Annotated in this window: 13 protein-coding genes; 9 read left to right on the forward strand and 4 right to left on the reverse strand. The window is 71.5% G+C overall.

Annotated elements, in window-relative coordinates; all coding sequences use genetic code 11:
- Window positions 1-560: 560 nt before the first annotated feature.
- Together QIT00_RS32220 and ptsP are read left to right on the forward strand one after the other, a co-directional pair.
- The gene (locus QIT00_RS32220) at window positions 561-1,010 is read left to right on the forward strand and encodes a PTS sugar transporter subunit IIA (protein WP_282539000.1); all 450 of its coding nucleotides are present in this window, start codon (window positions 561-563) and stop codon (window positions 1,008-1,010) included.
- A gap of 77 nt (window positions 1,011-1,087) precedes the next feature.
- Window positions 1,088-2,758 (forward strand): phosphoenolpyruvate--protein phosphotransferase, encoded by a 1,671-nt coding sequence (gene ptsP, locus QIT00_RS32225; protein WP_282539001.1) that lies wholly within the window; start codon window positions 1,088-1,090, stop codon window positions 2,756-2,758.
- A gap of 84 nt (window positions 2,759-2,842) precedes the next feature.
- On the opposite strand, the gene QIT00_RS32230 is transcribed toward ptsP, so the two are convergent.
- Together QIT00_RS32230 and QIT00_RS32235 are read right to left on the reverse strand one after the other, a co-directional pair.
- Complete coding sequence (locus tag QIT00_RS32230; RefSeq protein ID WP_282539002.1) at window positions 2,843-3,730, reverse strand: hypothetical protein; 888 nt, start codon at window positions 3,728-3,730, stop codon at window positions 2,843-2,845.
- Between the two features lie 80 nt (window positions 3,731-3,810).
- On the reverse strand, window positions 3,811-5,793 hold the full coding sequence (locus QIT00_RS32235) for an acetoacetate--CoA ligase (RefSeq protein ID WP_282539003.1): 1,983 nt from the start codon (window positions 5,791-5,793) through the stop codon (window positions 3,811-3,813).
- A gap of 214 nt (window positions 5,794-6,007) precedes the next feature.
- Between QIT00_RS32235 and QIT00_RS32240 the strand changes: the two genes are divergently transcribed.
- Complete coding sequence (locus QIT00_RS32240; protein ID WP_282539004.1) at window positions 6,008-8,383, forward strand: glycoside hydrolase family 31 protein; 2,376 nt, start codon at window positions 6,008-6,010, stop codon at window positions 8,381-8,383.
- Between the two features lie 75 nt (window positions 8,384-8,458).
- On the opposite strand, the gene QIT00_RS32245 is transcribed toward QIT00_RS32240, so the two are convergent.
- The gene (locus QIT00_RS32245) at window positions 8,459-9,010 is read right to left on the reverse strand and encodes an NUDIX domain-containing protein (RefSeq protein ID WP_282539005.1); all 552 of its coding nucleotides are present in this window, start codon (window positions 9,008-9,010) and stop codon (window positions 8,459-8,461) included.
- A gap of 204 nt (window positions 9,011-9,214) precedes the next feature.
- On the opposite strand from QIT00_RS32245, the gene QIT00_RS32250 reads away from it, so the two are divergent.
- The 6 genes from QIT00_RS32250 to glpK all read left to right on the forward strand — a co-directional run bounded on the left by QIT00_RS32250 (window position 9,215) and on the right by glpK (window position 16,335).
- Window positions 9,215-10,030, forward strand: a complete 816-nt coding sequence (locus QIT00_RS32250; protein WP_282539006.1) for a M15 family metallopeptidase — start codon at window positions 9,215-9,217, stop codon at window positions 10,028-10,030.
- Between the two features lie 97 nt (window positions 10,031-10,127).
- Window positions 10,128-10,571: a Zn-ribbon domain-containing OB-fold protein gene (locus QIT00_RS32255; RefSeq protein WP_282539007.1), complete on the forward strand. Its 444-nt coding sequence runs from the start codon at window positions 10,128-10,130 to the stop codon at window positions 10,569-10,571.
- Window positions 10,568-11,761, forward strand: coding sequence for a lipid-transfer protein (locus tag QIT00_RS32260; protein WP_282539045.1), 1,194 nt, complete (start codon window positions 10,568-10,570; stop codon window positions 11,759-11,761). The genes QIT00_RS32255 and QIT00_RS32260 overlap by 4 nt, the downstream gene beginning before the upstream one ends.
- Window positions 11,762-11,940: 179 nt before the next feature.
- Window positions 11,941-13,626 carry an EAL domain-containing protein gene (locus QIT00_RS32265; protein ID WP_282539008.1) on the forward strand — a complete coding sequence of 562 codons (1,686 nt, stop codon included), beginning with the start codon at window positions 11,941-11,943 and terminating at the stop codon, window positions 13,624-13,626.
- Window positions 13,627-14,033: 407 nt separating this feature from the next.
- Window positions 14,034-14,762 (forward strand): MIP/aquaporin family protein, encoded by a 729-nt coding sequence (locus QIT00_RS32270; RefSeq protein ID WP_282539009.1) that lies wholly within the window; start codon window positions 14,034-14,036, stop codon window positions 14,760-14,762.
- Window positions 14,763-14,820: 58 nt separating this feature from the next.
- A complete protein-coding gene (gene glpK, locus QIT00_RS32275; RefSeq protein WP_282539010.1) occupies window positions 14,821-16,335 on the forward strand; it encodes a glycerol kinase GlpK in 1,515 nt (504 codons plus the stop codon).
- 84 nt (window positions 16,336-16,419) lie between these two features.
- Here the strand turns inward: glpK and QIT00_RS32280 are convergent, their stop codons facing one another.
- Window positions 16,420-17,028 carry a GTP-binding protein gene (locus tag QIT00_RS32280; RefSeq protein ID WP_282539011.1) on the reverse strand — a complete coding sequence of 203 codons (609 nt, stop codon included), beginning with the start codon at window positions 17,026-17,028 and terminating at the stop codon, window positions 16,420-16,422.
- Window positions 17,029-17,133: the final 105 nt, after the last annotated feature.

Consider the following 17,133-nt stretch of genomic DNA (forward strand, 5'->3'; position numbering starts at 1 on the left):
AGTCGGGAGGAATAGTCCCGACCGTTCACAGCGTCCTCGCTGTGTTGCCCACCGAAACCATGTCCGGCGGGACTTTTTCAAAGGAACCTCGTCCCAGCCATGGCGGCCGGAGACGGGGTATCAACATATCTGGCGTTGACTTTTGGCACGCTGTTGAGTTCTCAAGGAACGGACGCTTCCTTCGTACTCACCCGCAGTGACATTTACTGGGGCTTTCCTCCGGGCGCTTCCCTTCGGTGTTTCCAAACTCTATCAGGCTTTTTCCGTCTCCCTGACCACGGTCACTGCGGGCATGCAGAACCGGATCCATAGATAGGATCGAGCTTGATGAGGATGCCGCCGAGGCTTTGAGTGCTTGGCGCGCTGTGCGGCCTCAGGCAGGAGTCCGACAGTACATGTCACTGGTAGTGGACGCAAATCGATTGCGGTACGTCGTACGCCTGCCAACTGGGACCAGTTGTGCGGAACCGGGACTTCATATGACTTACGCTTCTGAACAGTGCGCTGTCGTGGACAGGTAGTGACGGCGCTAATGACTCTCCACCCCTGGGAGGCTCCCCATGACGACCGTGACGTCCCCTCTTGCTGGACGCGCAATCGGGCTGAGCGCAGTGCCCGACCCGGTGTTCTCCGGCGCGATGGTGGGACCCGGTACCGCCATTGATCCCGTGCGCGAGCCTTCGGAGGCCGTTGCCCCGGTCGCCGGCATCGTCGTATCGCTTCACCCGCACGCCTTCGTCGTAGTGGACGACGAGGGGCACGGTGTGCTGACGCATCTGGGCATCGACACCGTGCAGCTCAACGGCGAGGGCTTCGAGCTCCTCGTGAACAAGGGGGACACCGTGCAGCGCGGTCAGGCGATCGTGCGTTGGGACCCGGCCGGCGTCGAAGCCGCCGGTAAGTCCCCGGTGTGCCCCATCGTGGCCCTCGAGGCCACGGCCGATTCCCTCTCCAATGTCGTAGAGGACGGCGACATGAAGGCCGGCGACGAGCTTTTCGGCTGGCAGTGACGTCTGCCCGTAACTGGGCCGCAGGTACGACATCCATCGTGGCGGGTGCACCGCCGCATCTATCGGAGACGGGTGAAATGGAGACAACGCTGCGAGGCGTCGGCGTGAGCCACGGTGTGGCGATCGGCGAAGTACGGCACATGGGGACCGCGGTCCTCGAGCCGCCGGCGAAGCAGATTCCGGCCGAGGAGGCGGAGCGCGAACAGGGGCGCGCCCGTCAGGCGGTCGAAGCGGTCGCTGCCGATCTGATCGCGCGCGGCAATCTGGCCGGTGGTGAGGCGCAGGCCGTGCTCGAGGCACAGGCCATGATCGCGCAGGACCCGGAGCTCATCGCCGACGTGGATCGGCGGATCGCCGTCGGGAGCACCGCCGAGCGCGGCATCTACGACGCCTTCTCGCACTACCGCGAGCTGCTCGCGGGTGCGGGTGAGTACATGGCGGGTCGTGTGGCCGACCTGGACGACGTGCGGAATCGGATCGTGGCGCGGCTGCTCGGTGTGCCCATGCCGGGTGTGCCGGACAGCGACGAGCCGTACGTGCTGATCGCGCGGGATCTCGCGCCGGCCGACACCGCTCTGCTCGACCCGACGCTCGTGCTCGGGTTCGTGACCGAGGAGGGCGGGCCGACCAGTCACAGCGCGATTCTCGCGCGGGCGCTCGGTGTGCCTGCGGTGGTGGCGCTGCCCGGTGCCGGTGAGCTGGCCGAGGGCACGGTGATCGCTGTGGACGGCAGCACGGGTGAGATCTTCGTGAGCCCGAGCGCCGAGAAGCAGGCCGAGTTGGAGAAGCAGGCCGAGGAGCGCAAGGCGGCGCTGGCCGCTTCGACCGGTCCTGGTGCGACGTCCGACGGGCACAAGGTGCCGCTGCTCGCCAACGTGGGTGGTCCTGCAGACGTGCCCGCCGCTGTCGAAGCCGGTGCCGAGGGTGTGGGTCTGTTCCGCACCGAGTTTCTGTTCCTGGACGACAGCCAGAAGGCGCCGTCCGAGGAGAAGCAGGTCGAGGCGTACCGGCAGGTGCTCGAGGCGTTCCCCGAGGGGCGCGTCGTCGTGCGTGTGCTGGACGCGGGTGCCGACAAGCCGCTGGACTTCCTGACGCCCGCCGATGAGCCGAACCCGGCTCTGGGTGTGCGTGGTCTGCGGACGCTGCTCGACCACCCCGAGGTGCTGCGTACGCAGCTGACCGCGCTCGCCAAGGCGGCCGAGGGGCTGCCGGTGTATCTCGAGGTCATGGCGCCGATGGTGGCGGACCGGCTGGACGCCAAGGCGTTCGCCGACGCCTGTCGGGCGGCCGGGCTGCGGGCGAAGTTCGGTGCGATGGTGGAGATTCCGTCGGCCGCGCTGCGGGCTCGGTCGATTCTGCAGGAGGTCGAGTTCCTTTCGCTGGGGACCAACGACCTTGCGCAGTACACCTTTGCGGCGGACCGGCAGGTCGGTGCGGTGTCGCGGCTGCAGGACCCGTGGCAGCCGGCGCTGCTCGACCTGGTGTCGCTGTCCGCCGAGGCGGCCCGGGCCGAGGGGAAGAGCTGCGGTGTCTGTGGTGAGGCCGCGTCCGACCCGGTGCTCGCGTGTGTGCTGACCGGTCTGGGTGTCACCTCCCTCTCCATGGGTGCCGCCTCCATTCCGTACGTGCGGGCGACGCTGGCCAAGTACACGCTGGCGCAGTGTGAGCGGGCCGCGGCTGCCGCGCGTGCCGCCGACTCCGCGGACGAGGCGCGGGCTGCGGCGCAGGCGGTGCTGTCCGGGGAGTGAGCGGGCGGCCGGCTCCGTGCCGGTCGGTGTGTGCGTGAGGGTGTCCCACTGCGGTGGGGCACCCTCACGCGTTGTCAGGGTGCTTCAGTGCGTGTGCGGGTCGTCGTACGGGCCGAGGTCGGGGGCCGCGGCGTAGTCCAGGCCGGGTTCCGGTGGGACGGGTTCGCCGGTGTGGGCGTCGGTGCAGTAGGCGTCGAAGACCTGGGCTTCTGTGAGGGGTTCGAGGTGTTCGCCGCTGAGGCGCCAGCCGTGGACGCGGTCGGGTTGGTCCGGGGTCGTGGTGCGTTGGACGAGGCCGCCCGGGCTTTTCGTGGCGATGCCCACGGCGAGGACTGTGGTGACTTCCAGGGCCTCGGTCTCGTCCAGGTCCAGCAGGCCGTCCGGGGTGCGCTCGGCGTGCAGGGAGCCGAGGAGGGGTGTGGTGTCGAGGGTGACGCTGCAGACGATGTGCTGGGTGCCGGGTGAGCCGGTGTCGAGGATGCGGCTCAGCAGGACGGCCGCGCGGGTGAAGGAGGCGACGCCGATGTCCTCGCCGCAGTGGGCGCAGCGGCCGGTGTCGGACAGGAGGTGTTCCGCGTACTCCACGGTGGAGCGGCGGAGGGTCTCGTCGATCAGGTCGGGGACGATGTCGCTGAGTGGGCGTCCGTCGTAGGTGACCGTGGGGCCCGCTGCGGCCAGTTCGGCGGTGAAGCGGGTGCGGCCGTCGGAGGTGTCGGGGTCGAGGCCGGATTCGGCGCAGAACTCCTCGTACTCCTCGGGGTCGAAGAGGGCGAGTGTGGTGTGTTTGCCCTCGGCGGCGAGGGTGCGGAGCAGGTGCTCGACCTCGCGGAGGTACGTGGTGTGGTCGTGGAACGTGAAGGATCGATAGCGGCGCATGGCCGCGAAGTCCTCGGCGTCGGCCAACAGGCCGATGGTGCCGGCGACTTCGCGGCGCAGGGCGCGGCGCATGGTGTCGTGCTGGGCGTGTGCCATGGGTCCCCCGTGGACAGTGTCGAACGATGCTCACTCACCGTAACGAGCGGCACTGACAACGGGGTTGGGGGCGGGGTGGGTCAGCTGCGGGTGCGGGCCAGGTCCGCGTAGAAGCGGAGGAGGTCGAGGTTGTCGACCGAGCCGGGGTTGACGGCCTTTTCCAGGGGTGTGCCCTGGAGGAGGCGCTTTACCGGAACCTCGATGCGCTTGCCGGTGAGGGTGTGCGGGATGCCGGGGACCTCGATGATCTCGTCGGGGACGTGGCGGGGGGAGAGTTCTGCGCGGATGGTCTGCTTGATCTTGGTGCGGAGAGTGTCGTCGAGGGTGGCGCCGGGGGCGAGGTGGACGAAGAGGGGCATCCAGTAGCCGCCGTCGGGCTGTTCGGCGCCGATGACGAGGGTTTCGCGGATCTCCGGGAGGCGTTCGACGACTTCGTAGATGTCGGCCGAACCCATGCGTACGCCCTGGCGGTTGAGGGTGGAGTCGGAGCGGCCGTGGATGATGACGGAGCCGCGTGAGGTGAGGGTGATCCAGTCGCCGTGGCGCCAGACGCCGGGGTAGGTGTCGAAGTAGCTGTCGTGGTAGCGGCTGCCGTCGGGGTCGTTCCAGAAGTGGATGGGCATGGACGGCATGGGGTTGGTGACGACGAGTTCGCCGACTTCGTCGGTGAGGGGTTTGCCCTGGGGGTCCCAGGCCTGGAGGTCGGTGCCGAGGCAGGGGGCCTGGAGTTCGCCGATGTGTACGGGGAGGGTGGGTACGGCGCCGGCGAAGCAGGAGCAGACGTCGGTGCCGCCGCTGACGGAGGCGATCCAGAGGTCGGCCCCGCTGTCGGCGAACTCGTCGTGGAGCCAGCGGAAGCCGTCGGGCGGGAGTGGTGAGCCGGTGGTGGCGACGCACTTGACCTTGGACAGGTCGTGGTCGCGGGCGGGGTGGACGTCGGCCTTGCGGCAGGCCATGACGTAGGCGGCGGAGGTGCCGAAGAGGGTGGCGCCGGTGCGTTCGGCGATGGCCCACTGGGCGCCGGTCTCGGGGTAGCCGGGGCTGCCGTCGTAGAGGACGACGGTGGTGCCGGTGAGGAGGCCGGAGATGAGGAAGTTCCACATCATCCAGCCGGTGGAGGTGTACCAGAAGAAGCGGTCGTCGGGGCCGAGGTCGCAGTGCAGGCCGAGCTGTTTGTAGTGCTCGACGAGGATGCCGCCCTGGGACTGGACGATGGCCTTGGGGAGGCCGGTGGTGCCGGAGGAGTAGAGGACCCACAGGGGGTGGTCGAAGGGGACCTGTTCGTAGACGGGTTCCGTGTCACCTTCGGTGAGTGCGGACCATTCGAGGGCGCCTTGGGGGGCGTCGGTGCCGAGCAGCGGGATGTGCACGACGGCGCGGAGGGTGGGGAGTTCGCTGCGGAGTTCGGCGACGGTGTCGCGGCGGTCGTGCTCCTTGCCGCCGTAGCGGTAGCCGTCGACGGTGAACAGGACGACGGGTTCGACCTGTTGGAAGCGGTCGAGGACGCTGCGGGCGCCGAAGTCGGGGGCGCATGAGGTCCAGACGGCGCCGACGGCGGCGGTGGCGAGGAGGGCGACGGCGGCCTGCGGGATGTTCGGCAGGTAGCCGGAGACGCGGTCGCCGGGGCGGACGCCGAGTGCGCGGAGTTCGGCGGCGAGGGAGCCGACCTGGCGGCGGAGTTCGGCCCAGGTGACGGTGTGGGTCTCGTGGGTCTCGTCGACGGCGAGGAGCGCGGGTGCGTCGGGGCGGTCGGCGGCGGTGCGCAGGGCGTGCTCGGCGTAGTTGAGGGTGGCGCCGGGGAACCACTGGGCGCCGGGCATGGTGCGGTCGCCGAGCACGCGCGCGTAGGGGGTGGAGAAGCGGATGTCGAACCACTGGACGACGGCTTCCCAGAAGGTCTCCAGGTGCTCCACCGACCAGCGGTGCAGGGTCTCGTAGCCGCCTTCCGCGGGGGCGCCGTGGCGTTCGGCGGCCCAGGTCTGGAAGCGGGTGATCGCGGCGGCTTCGACACGGGCCGGGCCGGGCTGCCAGAGGGGCTGCGGCTGCGGTTCGGCGGTGGACATCGGGCGGCTCCCAAGCTGTACGCGGTGTGTGCGTCCGGCACGCGCACGTGCGGGGGTGTGCGCGTGACGCGGCTTCCAGGACGATGCCATGGGAGCGACTCCTGCACCAGGGTGGCTCCCCCATAGTCCGTGGCGTGAAGGTGTGGTCCGGCCACGGGTGAACGGCGGATGAACGCGCTACGCCGCACGCGCGCGTGCTGGCAGTCTGAGCTGCATGAACGGTCAAGACCTGGTGCGGTCGGTGAAGGCGGTCTCGGTGGAGGGCCCGGCGCGGGGGTGGCGGGCGGTGCGGTCGGCGTGGCGGCGCAGCCGGGCGGATGCGGTGGGGTTGCCGCGCGGGGGCGCGGAGCGGGCACGGGTGCCGGGGGCCGTGACGGGTGTGGAGCCGGGGCCGGGCGGCGGGGTGATCCGGTTCGCGCGGTCGGAGCTGCGGGTGCGGGTGACGGCCGGCGGGGCGGTGTTCTGGGGCTGGGACGGTGCGGGTCCTGAGCCGTCGTACGCGGTGGTCGGTGCGGGCCCTGACCTGGATTCCCGGGCCGTTCTGGAGCCGGACAAGGAGGGCGGCTGGCGGGTCGTCTCGGAGCGGGTGACGGTCGTGGTGTCCCGGCACGGCGCTGTGGAGGTGCGGACGCCGGGTGGTGTGGTGTTGCGCCGGGATCTGCAGCCGCGCTGGTGGGAGCCGGTGGGCGGAGGGCCCGCGCGGTGGCTGCAGCGGTCCGAGGTGGCGGCGGACGCGCGGTTCTTCGGGCTCGGCGGCCGGGCGGGTGGGCCGCGGCTCCGGGACGGGTCGTACCGGCTGTGGAACACCGATCCGGAGGGGGCGTTCGGGCCGCTGGACGATCCGTTGTCGTTGACGATGCCGGTGCAGATGGTGGTGGCCGACGTGGGCACGCATCTGGTGTTCCACGACAACACGTGGGACGGCTCGGTGACGCTGCGGGAGGGCGAGGAGGGTGCGGGGTCGGGGCACGACCGGCGTGGGTGCAGTGAGTTGCGGATGGACGGGGGGCCGTTGCGGTGCTGGGTGGTGGTCGGTGCCCCCGCGCGCGTGGTGCAGGTTTTCGCCTCGCTGACCGGATCTCCCGCTGTGCCGCCTTCGTGGGCGCTCGGGTATCAGCACGCGCGGTGGGGTTTCGGTGGTGAGGGGGAGGTGCGTCGCGTCGTCGCGGGCTGTCGGGAACATGAAATTCCGCTGAGCGCCCTGCACTTGGACATCGATCACCACGACTCTCATCGGGTTTTCACGGTGGACCAGGAGCGCTTTCCGGATCTGCCGGTGCTCGCCAAGGACCTGGCCGAGGACGGGGTGCGGCTCGTGTCGATCGTGGATCCGGGGGTGAAGGCGGATCCCGCGGACGAGGTGTACGCGTCGGGGCGTTCCGTCGACGCCTTTGTGCGGGACGCGCAGGGCCGGGTCGTCGAGGGGCTGGCGTGGCCGGGTGAGTCGGTGTATCCGGACTTCACGTCGCCCGAGGTGCGGCGCTGGTGGGGCGGGCTGTACGAGGAGCGGCTCGCGCAGGGCTTCGCCGGGTTCTGGCACGGCATGAACGAGCCGGTGTCGTTCGGGGCGTTCGGTGATCCGACGCTGCCGCGGTCGGCCCGGCACGCGCTGGAGGGGCGCGGCGGTGACCATCGCGAGGCGCACAACGTGTACGGCCTGTGCATGGCGCAGGCGGCCCACGAGGGGCTGTGCCGGCTGCGTCCGGACGAGCGACCGTTCCTGTTCTCCCGCTCGGGCTGGGTGGGTCTGCAGCGGTACGGCGGTTCGTGGTCGGGGAACGTGGCGACGGGCTGGCCGGGTCTGCGGGCCTCGCTGTCCCTTGTGCTCGGTCTCGGGCTGTGCGGGGTGCCGTACTCCGGTCCGGATGTGGGCGGGTTCGACGGGGATCCGTCGCCCGAGATGTATCTGCGCTGGCTCCAACTGGGCGCGTTTCTCCCGCTGTTCCGTACGCATGCGGCGCTGCGGGCGGGGCGGAGGGAGCCGTGGGAGTTCGGGCCGGAGGTCCTGCGGCACGCGCGCGTGGTGCTGGATGAGCGGCAGCGGCTCCTCCCCTATTGGGTGACGCTTTCGCATCTGGCGCAGCGGACCGGGGCTCCCTATGTGCGGCCGTTGTGGTGGTCGGCTCCGGAGGAGCATTCGCTGCGTGACTGCGAGGACGCGTTTCTGCTCGGGGACGCTCTGTTGGTGGCGCCGGTCCTGGAGCCGGGTGTGACGCGGCGTGCGGTGCGGCTGCCGCGCGGGCACTGGTACGACACGGCGACGGGACGGGCGTACGAGGGCCCCGGGCAGGTGCTGCTCGACGCGCCGCTGTCGCGGGTGCCGGTGCTCGCGCGGGCCGGTTCCGTACTGCCGGTGCGGGGCGCGGACGGCGGCCTGGAGCTGGAGGTGTGGGCGCCTGCGCGGGGTCGTACGGGCTCGGGTCTCGTCGTACGGGACGGGGGCGACGGCTGGCAGGTCCCGGAGGTGGAGCGGTACGTGACGCGGCGCGCGGGGCGGGGCCGGGTGGTGGTCGAACGGGACTGCGGGGAGGGTGAGTTGCGGGAGGTTACCGAGGGGGTGCGGGTGCGGGGCCTCGACGCCGGGACGTGATGCCTCCGGGCCCATCGGGCTCTCTCGTGGCACTCCCCCAAGCGCGTGCTGTCACTCCCCCACGCGCGCGAGCGGTCACTCCCCCACGCACGCGTACTGCCCCGAGAACCATCGCTGGGCCGCGATCGTGTGCAGTGGGAAGCCGAGTTCGCGTGCGTCCGGCAGGATCTCCCAGCCGTCCGTCTCGTCCGTCGGAGCGGGTTCGGGCAGGGCGGTGGCCGGGCGGGGCGGGAGGAGGCCGAAGAGGAGCAGGTGGCCGTCCGGGGAGCTGAGGGCGTCGGCCGGCCGCACCTCGTCGGCGGCTGCCTGGATGCCGGTTTCCTCGGCGAGTTCGCGGACGACGGCGTCGCGCCAGTCCTCGCGGTGGTCGATGAAGCCGCCGGGCAGGGCCAGTGTGCCGCGGGCGGGTTCGATGGAGCGGGTGACGACGACCAGGCCGGTGGCCTCCCCGTCCCGGACCGGGAGAAGGGCGACCGCGACCGGCAGCGGGTTGCGGTAGGCGGTGTCGCCGCAGGCGTCGCAGCGGCGGGGCCAGGGGGCGCCGGGGGTGTAGGGGGCGCCGCAGGTGGTGCAGTGCGAGGCTTTTTCCGGGCGGGTGTTGGGGAGTTGGGGCTGCGGGGTGGGCACGGGCGGAGGGTATCCGAGGCGTGGGGGCCGGGTATCCGAGGCATGGGGGGCTGTCGTGCCGGGGGTGGGTTTTTCCCCTACCCGCCCCTTCCCGAAAGCCTGCGGCGCTTCGGGTCTCCGCCCCGGACCCCGGATCGCCCTTCGGGCTCGTCCTCAAACGCCGGACGGGCTGATTGTCGCCCGCGCACCTGATAGATGAAAACCATGAAACCGACCTCGCTCATCCGTGCCTTCACCGTCGCCGCCGTCACCGCGCTCGCGCTCACCAGCGCGCCCGCGCTCCCGCCCGCGCACGCGAAGCCCGATCCCAAAGCTCCCGACGAGTTCGTGGCCCTGCGGGACGTGGATCCGACGATCCTGCAAGAGATCAGGTACACCACGCCCCACAACTTCGTGGGCGAGCCGATCGACGGTTACCGGAAGCCGATGTGCATCCTCACCGAGCCGGCCGCCGAGGCCCTGCACGAGGCGCAGCGGGAGCTGCTGCGCCGGGGGTACTCCCTGAAGGTGTACGACTGCTACCGGCCGCAGCGGGCCGTCGACCACTTCGTACGCTGGGCGAAGGATCTGGACGACGAGCGGATGAAGCCGGAGTTCTATCCGCGGGTCGACAAGTCGAGGCTGTTCGCGGACGGTTACATCGCGGAGAAGTCGGGGCACAGCCGCGGCTCGACCGTAGACCTGACCGTCGTGCGGCTCCCGGCCCTGCCCACGCGCCCCTACGTGCCCGGTGAGCCCCTGGTTGCCTGCTACGCGCCGCAGGACGAGCGTTTCCCCGACAACTCCGTGGACATGGGCACCGGTTTCGACTGCTTCGACACCCTGTCGCACACGGACGACCCGAGGGTCACGGGCGCGCAGCGGGCCAACCGGGACCTGTTGCGGGGGGTGCTCGCCGGGCGGGGGTTCGTCAACCTGCCGGAGGAGTGGTGGCACTTCACGTACAAGCCGGAGCTGTTCCCGGACACGTACTTCGATTTTCCGGTGTCGCGGAGGTCGTTGAGCGGCCACCGCGCGTGAGGCTGTTTCCGCCTCTGTCGGTGTGCGGCGGGGCGTGGCACACTGCGAACCTCAACCACTTCTGACGTCCCGTCAGATGAAGCGCCGGGGAGGGACCATGACGCGTCAGCGCACACCTGTCGTGGCCGACTGGTTCAGCGGGGAGGGCGAGAACTTCCGGTTGCTCGGCACCCGTTGCTCGGCCTGCGGATCGGTCTTCTTCCCACGCGAGGACTCGTACTGCCGCAACCCCGGGTGCGCGGGCGGGGAGCTGGCCGAGGTGCCGCTGTCGAAGCGCGGGCGCGTCTGGTCGTACACCGACGGGCGTTACCGTCCGCCCGCCCCGTACGCCTCCGATCCGGAGCAGGAGTGGGAGCCGTACACGCTGGTCGCCGTGGAGTTGGAGGCGGAGCGGATGGTCGTGCTCGGGCAGGCCGTGCCGGGGGTGACGCCGGGGCAGCTCGCCGTCGGGACGGAGGTGGAGGTCGTGCCGGGAGTGCTGAACGAGGACGCGGACACCACGTGGACGACCTGGCACTGGAAGCCGGTGAACGGGCGATGAGCGCGCGCGATGTGGCGGTGCTCGGCGCCGCGATGCACCCCTGGGGGAAGTGGGGCCGCGGGTTCGTCGAGTACGGCGTGAAGGCCGCGCGGGACGCGCTCGCGGACGCCGGTGTGGACTGGCGGGACGTGGGCTCGATCGTCGGCGCGGACACGGTGCGCGGCGGCTATCCCGGCTATGTGTCCGGCGCGACCTTCGCCAAGGCGCTCGGTTGGCAGGGGGCGCGCGTGACCAGCGTGTACGCGGCGTGCGCCTCGGGCGCGCAGGCCGTGCAGACGGCGCGCACACAGATCCTCGCGGGGCTCGCGGACGTGGTGCTCGTGGTGGGGGCGGACGCCGCGCCGAAAGGGTTCTTCCGGCCCGCCGGAGGGGACCGGCCGGACGACCCGGACTGGCTGCGGTTCCGGGTGCTCGGCGCGACCAACCCGGCGTACTTCGGGCTCTACGCGCGGCGCCGGATGGCGGTGCACGGGGACACGCTCGCGGACTTCGCGCAGGTCAAGGTGAAGAACGCGGCGATGGGCGCGCTCAACCCCTACGCCCGCTACCGCAAAACCGTCACTACAGAGGAAGTGGCGGCTTCAGCGGTCGTCGCCGATCCGCTGCGACTGCTCGACATCTGCGCGACCTCGGACGGGGCGGCCGCGCTCGTGCTGTCCAGCGTCGACTTCGCGCGGCGGCACGGCGCGCCGGACCCGGTGCGGATCCGGGCCGTGTCCACGGTGACGCCGGAGTATCCGCAGACCGTGCTCGACCTGCCGGACATCGCCACCGACTCGGCGGCCGTCGCCGCCCCGCCCGCGCGACCGTTCCGCGCCGCGATCGCGCACGCCGCGTACGAGGAGGCGGGGATCGGCCCCGACGAACTGTCCCTGGCGGAGGTGTACGACCTGTCGACGGCCCTCGAACTGCAGTGGTACGAGGACCTCGCGCTGTGCGGCGAGGGCGAGGCCGCGAAGCTGCTGAGGGACGGGGCGACGGCGCTCGGCGGGCGCGTCCCGGTCAACGCGAGCGGCGGGCTCGCGTCCTTCGGGGAGGCCGTACCCGCGCAGGCCATCGCCCAGGTCTGCGAGCTGACCTGGCAGTTGCGCGGCACGGCGGGCGCGCGTCAGGTGCCGGGCGCGCGGGTCGGCATCACCGCGAACCAGGGGCTCTTCGGGCACGGGTCGTCGGTGATCGCGGTGCGGTGAGCGCGGTGCGGTGAGCGCGCCACCCGCCGGACTCGCACCCCTCCCCTCGCAGCCCCCGCAGGCTCCCGCAGGCCCCGCAGACCCGACCCCGCGTACGGAGAGTGACGACTCGGGAAAGCTGCGTGAACAGCGCGTGAACTGGGGCCCGTGGGGTGTCCGGGCAGGCCATCATTCTTGCTGTGCCTGTCTGGTCGGACTCACTCCGCTTCGCCTTCCAGCCCGTCGTCAATCTGTCGACCGGAGCCATCGCCGCACTGGAGATACTGGCCCGCCCGGAGTCCGGCGACGTCCTCGCCGAGGCACGGCGCGATCCCGAACTCGACGGCCGGCTCGCGGCGTTCGCGGTGCGCGCCGCCGCCCGCCAGGAGGCCCTCCTTCCGCTGCACGTGAACGTGTTCGCGGGCACCGTCGCCGACCTGGGCGGGCTCGCGGCGCTGCGGGACGCCGTGACGGAAGCCGGTCGGCTGCCCTGGGAGGTCACCGTCGACCTCGGGCCGCCGTTCACGCACGTGCCGCAGCCCGCGCTCCTGGAGGGCGTGGCCCGGCTGCGCGACGACGGCTTCCGGATCTGCGCGGACGGGGTCGGGGACGGCGACGTACCGCTGCGGCTGCTCGTCGATCTCGCGCCCGAACTCGTCAAGCTGGACGCCTCGTTGCTCGACCGGACGGCCGGGGTGCGCGCGATGCGGGCGCTGTGCGAGGAGCTCGGCGCGCTGCTCGCCGTCGAGGGCGTGGAGACCGAGCGGCAGTGCGCGGCGGCGCTCGCGGCCGGGGCGCAGCTGGGCCAGGGCCAGCTGTTCGCGCCCCCCATGCGGCGGCCCGCCGTCGACGTGTACGTACCGGAGGTGGAGGCCGCGCCCGCGCCGGACACGCCCCAAGTCGGGCCTTCCGTGCGCCAGTTCGTGCGTCCGGCGGCGCTGCTGCCCGCGACCGCGTCGGCGGGTCAGGTGCGCACGCTGCTCACCGACGCGCCCGACGTCTCCGGCGTGCTCCTCGTGAACGCGCGCGGTGTGCCGGTGCGGGCGGTGGACCGGGACCGGTTCCTGCTGTCCCTGTCCGGGCGGTACGGGCACGCCCTGTACGCGGACCGGCCCGCGGCGCGCCTGGCCGACGAGCCGCTCACGGTCGGCGTCGACGCCACGGCGTGGGAGGTCCTGGACCTGCTCGCCGACGGGGAGCGCAACCGTACCGGCGACGACGTCGCGGTGGTGGACGGCGAGGGGCGGTGCGTGGGGGTCGTGCGCCTGGCCGACCTGGTGCGGACCCTGGCCGAGAGCCGGGTCGAGGAGGCCGCGGGGCTCAACCCGCTGACCCGGCTGCCCGGTTCGGACGCCGTGACGGCCGAGGTCGACCGGTGGATCGCGCACGGGCGGCCGTTCGCGCTGAGCTGGCTGGACGTGGACGACTTCAAGCAGGTCAACGACGGGGCCGGGTTCGCGGCGGGCGACACGCTGATCCGGGAGATCGGCGCGGCGCTCAAGGCGGTCGCCGCGGACACGGCACGCGCGGGCCTGCCCGTGCAGGTGCGGGTGGGGCACATCGGGGGCGACGACTTCCTGCTCCTGGCCGCGCCCGAGGCCCTCGAACCGGTGGCGGCGGCCGTACTCGACGCGTCGTGGTCGGCGGGCGGGCGCGAGGTGACGCTGTCGGTCGCGACGGTGGACTGCCCGCCCGGCACGGTCGCCGACCACCGTCAGGCCGCGGCGTGGCTCGCGCCGCTCAAGCAGGCGGCGAAGGCGCTGCGCGGGGCGAGTTGGGTCGTCGGCCGCGCGGGGACGGAGGGGTATCGCGTGCGGCGTGGCGGGGCCTCGGCTCGGGCGGGTACGGCGGTCGTGCCGCAGGTTCGGGGGCGGGCTTCTGCGTGAGGGGGCGTTCCCTCTTCCCCGCCCCGCCCCGCCCCGCCCCTTCCCGAAAGTCCTGCCGGACGGGCCTCCTCAATCGCCGGAGGGGCTGAATCTCCAGCCCCTCCAGGCCTACAAGAACCGTTGTCGTCCGTGACCTTGACGCCCCCACAGCGCCGGTGAACACTTCCGGGTGTCAGTCGGCATCGCCGCACTTCGGCATGGCGCCGCGCGAGGTCACAGCCGCGTCTCGCAGGCGGCAACAGGCCACTCCTCACGGGCGATTCGGCTGCGACGGCACGCTCGTCACGGACGCCGGGCGGGGCCGGGGAACCTCTTTGGGCTCTCCTGCCTTCGGCCGACGTAGCCACGCACGCACCCTGCACGGAGGACCGGGGCGCAAGGCCCCGGGCATGGGCCAAGGAGCCGCCATGTACGCGAATGGGGACGTTCTCGTCGGTGAGATCATCGGCACCGCGATCCTGATTCTGTTCGGCGCCGGCGTCTGCGCCGCCGTCACGCTCAACCACTCGAAGGCCAAGTCGGCCGGCTGGGTCGTCATCGCGTTCGGCTGGGGCTTCGGCGTCCTGGCCGGTGCGTACACGGCGGGGCCGCTGTCCGGCGGGCACCTCAACCCGGCCGTCACGCTCGGCATCGCCATCGACACCGGGAAGTGGGACCAGGTCCCGCTGTACGTCCTCGGGCAGATGATCGGCGCCATCCTCGGCGCGGTGCTCTGCTGGGCGGCGTACTACGCGCAGTTCCAGGCCAACGCCGAGCAGAGCAAGGCCCTGCCGACGCTCGGGATCTTCTCGACGGCGCCCGAGATCCGCAACACTCCGGCCAACCTCGTCACCGAGGTCATCGCGACCATCGGGCTCGTCCTGCCGATCCTCGCGTTCGGTCTGACCAAGGGGCTCGGCGAGTCCGGCACGGCCACGCTGATCGTCGCGTTCCTGGTCGTCGGCATCGGCCTCTCGCTCGGCGGGCCGACCGGGTACGCCATCAACCCGGCCCGCGACCTCGGCCCGCGCATCGCGCACGCCGTGCTGCCGATCCCCAACAAGGGATCGTCCGACTGGAGTTACTCCTGGATCCCGGTCGCGGGTCCGCTGATCGGCGGGGCGCTGTCCGGGCTCATCTTCAACGTCGCGTTCTGACATTCGCCGCCGGGGACAACTGGGGACAACCGGGGACTACTGGGGACAAGGGGACTTCATGACGGACAAGTTCGTCGCCGCGATCGACCAGGGCACCACGTCGAGCCGCTGCATCATCTTCAACCAGGACGGCGCGATCGTCGCCGTCGACCAGCGTGAGCACCGCCAGATCTTCCCCAAGCCCGGCTGGGTGGAGCACGACGCGACGGAGATCTGGTCGAAGGTGCAGGCCGTCGTCGCGGGCGCGCTCGCCAAGGCGGGCCTGCGGGCCGATCAGCTGAGCGCCCTCGGCATCACCAATCAGCGCGAGACCACGGTGCTGTGGGACCGCGCCACCGGCAAGCCCGTGCACAACGCGATCGTCTGGCAGGACACCCGTACGTCCGCGCTCTGCACCGAACTCGGCGGCAGCGACGGGCAGGACCGGTTCCGGGACGCCACCGGGCTGCCGCTCGCCAGCTACTTCTCCGGACCCAAGGCGGCCTGGCTGCTCGACAACGTGCCGGGCCTGAGGACACGTGCCGAGCGCGGCGAGATCGCGTTCGGCACGATCGACTCCTGGCTGATCTGGAACCTCACCGGCGGCACCGACGGCGGCGTGCACGTCACGGACGTGACCAACGCGGGCCGGACCATGCTGATGAACCTGGAGACCCTCCAGTGGGACGGCCAGATCCTGTCCGCGATGAACGTGCCCGAGGCGATGCTGCCCGAGATCCGGTCGTCCGCCGAGGTGTACGGGACGGCCGTCGGCCAGCTCGCCGGTGTGCCGGTGGCGTCCGCGCTCGGCGACCAGCAGGCGGCGATCTTCGGGCAGGCCTGCTACGACACGGGCACCGCCAAGAACACGTACGGCACGGGCAGTTTCCTGCTGCTCAACACCGGCAACCGGCCCGTTCCGTCGAAGAACGGGCTGCTCACGACGATGGGCTACCAGATCGGCGGCGAGGCGCCCGTCTACTGCCTGGAGGGCTCGATCGCGATCACCGGCGCCCTGGTGCAGTGGCTCCGCGACCAGCTCGGCATCATCGCCGGTGCCGACGAGATCGAGCCGCTCGCGGCGAGCGTCGACGACAACGGCGGGGCGTACATCGTGCCCGCGTTCTCCGGCCTGTTCGCCCCGTACTGGCGCTCGGACGCGCGCGGCGTGATCACCGGTCTGACGCGGTACGTGACGAAGGCGCACCTGGCCCGCGCGGTCCTGGAGGCGACGAGCTGGCAGACGCGTGAGGTCGTGGACGCCATGTACCAGGACTCGGGCGTACAGATCACGACCCTGAAGGTCGACGGGGGCATGACGAAGAACAACCTGCTCATGCAGCATCAGGCGGATGTGCTCGACGTTCCGGTGGTCCGGCCGAAGGTGTCCGAGACGACCTGCCTGGGCGCGGCGTACGCGGCCGGACTCGCCACGGGCGTGTGGAACGACCTGGACGAGCTCAAGGCGCACTGGCAGAAGGACGCCGAGTGGCAGCCGCGGATGGCGCAGGAGGTGCGGGACCGCGAGTACCGCAACTGGCGCCGCGCGGTGGAGCGCAGCTTCGGCTGGCTGGAGGACGGCGAGGAGGGCTGATCGAGAGGGGCTGATCCCCTCCGCGCGGGAGGCTGCGGCTCGTACCCCGGTCGGCGGGGGTACGGGCCGTGGTGCCGTCCGGGGTCAGCTGGTGGCCCGTTCGCGGGCGGCCGTCGCGCGGGCCATGGCGTGGCGTACGACGGTGACGAGGACGGCCTTGACGGACTCGCGGTCGCGGGCGTCGCACAGGACGACGGGCACCTGCTCGTCGAGGTCGAGGGCCTGGCGGACCATGTCCTCCGGGTAACGGGCGGCGCCGTCGAAGCAGTTGACGCCGACGGCGAAGGGGATGCCGCGCCGCTCGAAGTAGTCGACGGCGGCGAAGCAGTCCTCCAGGCGGCGGGTGTCGGCGAGGACGACGGCGCCGAGCGAGCCCTGCGCCAGCTCGTCCCAGAGGAACCAGAAACGATCCTGCCCGGGGGTGCCGAAGAGGTACAGGACGAGGTCCTCGCGGAGCGTGATGCGGCCGAAGTCCATGGCGACGGTGGTGGTGCTCTTCGTCTCCACGCCCGCGGTGTCGTCCACGGGGCGTCCTGCCTCGGTCAGGGCCTCCTCGGTGCGCAGCGGTTTGATCTCGCTGACCGTGCCGACGAGGGTGGTCTTGCCCACGCCGAAGCCGCCGGCCACGAGGATCTTCAGGGTCACCGGTTCGACGGTGGCCTTGCGCCGCTGCGAGCGCCCGAGGATCGCCATTGGTCTCCACTCCAGCTGTGCCTACGGGGTGAACTCCCCGCACACATGGGCGAGTTCCGCAGCAGACTCTAGCCCCGACCTGATTCCGCTTCATCGCCGGAGGGC

Source organism: Streptomyces luteolus (assembly GCF_029968015.1).
GTDB lineage: Bacteria > Actinomycetota > Actinomycetes > Streptomycetales > Streptomycetaceae > Streptomyces > Streptomyces luteolus.

Bases quoted from the DNA above. Each gene is read 5' to 3' on its own strand.
- QIT00_RS32220 (WP_282539000.1), top strand. From the start codon at position 561: ATGACGACCGTGACGTCCCCTCTTGCTGGACGCGCAATCGGGCTGAGC.
- ptsP (WP_282539001.1), top strand. From the start codon at position 1,088: ATGGAGACAACGCTGCGAGGCGTCGGCGTGAGCCACGGTGTGGCGATC.
- QIT00_RS32230 (WP_282539002.1), bottom strand. From the start codon at position 3,730: ATGGCACACGCCCAGCACGACACCATGCGCCGCGCCCTGCGCCGCGAA.
- QIT00_RS32235 (WP_282539003.1), bottom strand. From the start codon at position 5,793: ATGTCCACCGCCGAACCGCAGCCGCAGCCCCTCTGGCAGCCCGGCCCG.
- QIT00_RS32240 (WP_282539004.1), top strand. From the start codon at position 6,008: ATGAACGGTCAAGACCTGGTGCGGTCGGTGAAGGCGGTCTCGGTGGAG.
- QIT00_RS32250 (WP_282539006.1), top strand. From the start codon at position 9,215: ATGAAACCGACCTCGCTCATCCGTGCCTTCACCGTCGCCGCCGTCACC.
- QIT00_RS32255 (WP_282539007.1), top strand. From the start codon at position 10,128: ATGACGCGTCAGCGCACACCTGTCGTGGCCGACTGGTTCAGCGGGGAG.
- QIT00_RS32260 (WP_282539045.1), top strand. From the start codon at position 10,568: ATGAGCGCGCGCGATGTGGCGGTGCTCGGCGCCGCGATGCACCCCTGG.
- QIT00_RS32270 (WP_282539009.1), top strand. From the start codon at position 14,034: ATGTACGCGAATGGGGACGTTCTCGTCGGTGAGATCATCGGCACCGCG.
- glpK (WP_282539010.1), top strand. From the start codon at position 14,821: ATGACGGACAAGTTCGTCGCCGCGATCGACCAGGGCACCACGTCGAGC.
- QIT00_RS32280 (WP_282539011.1), bottom strand. From the start codon at position 17,028: ATGGCGATCCTCGGGCGCTCGCAGCGGCGCAAGGCCACCGTCGAACCG.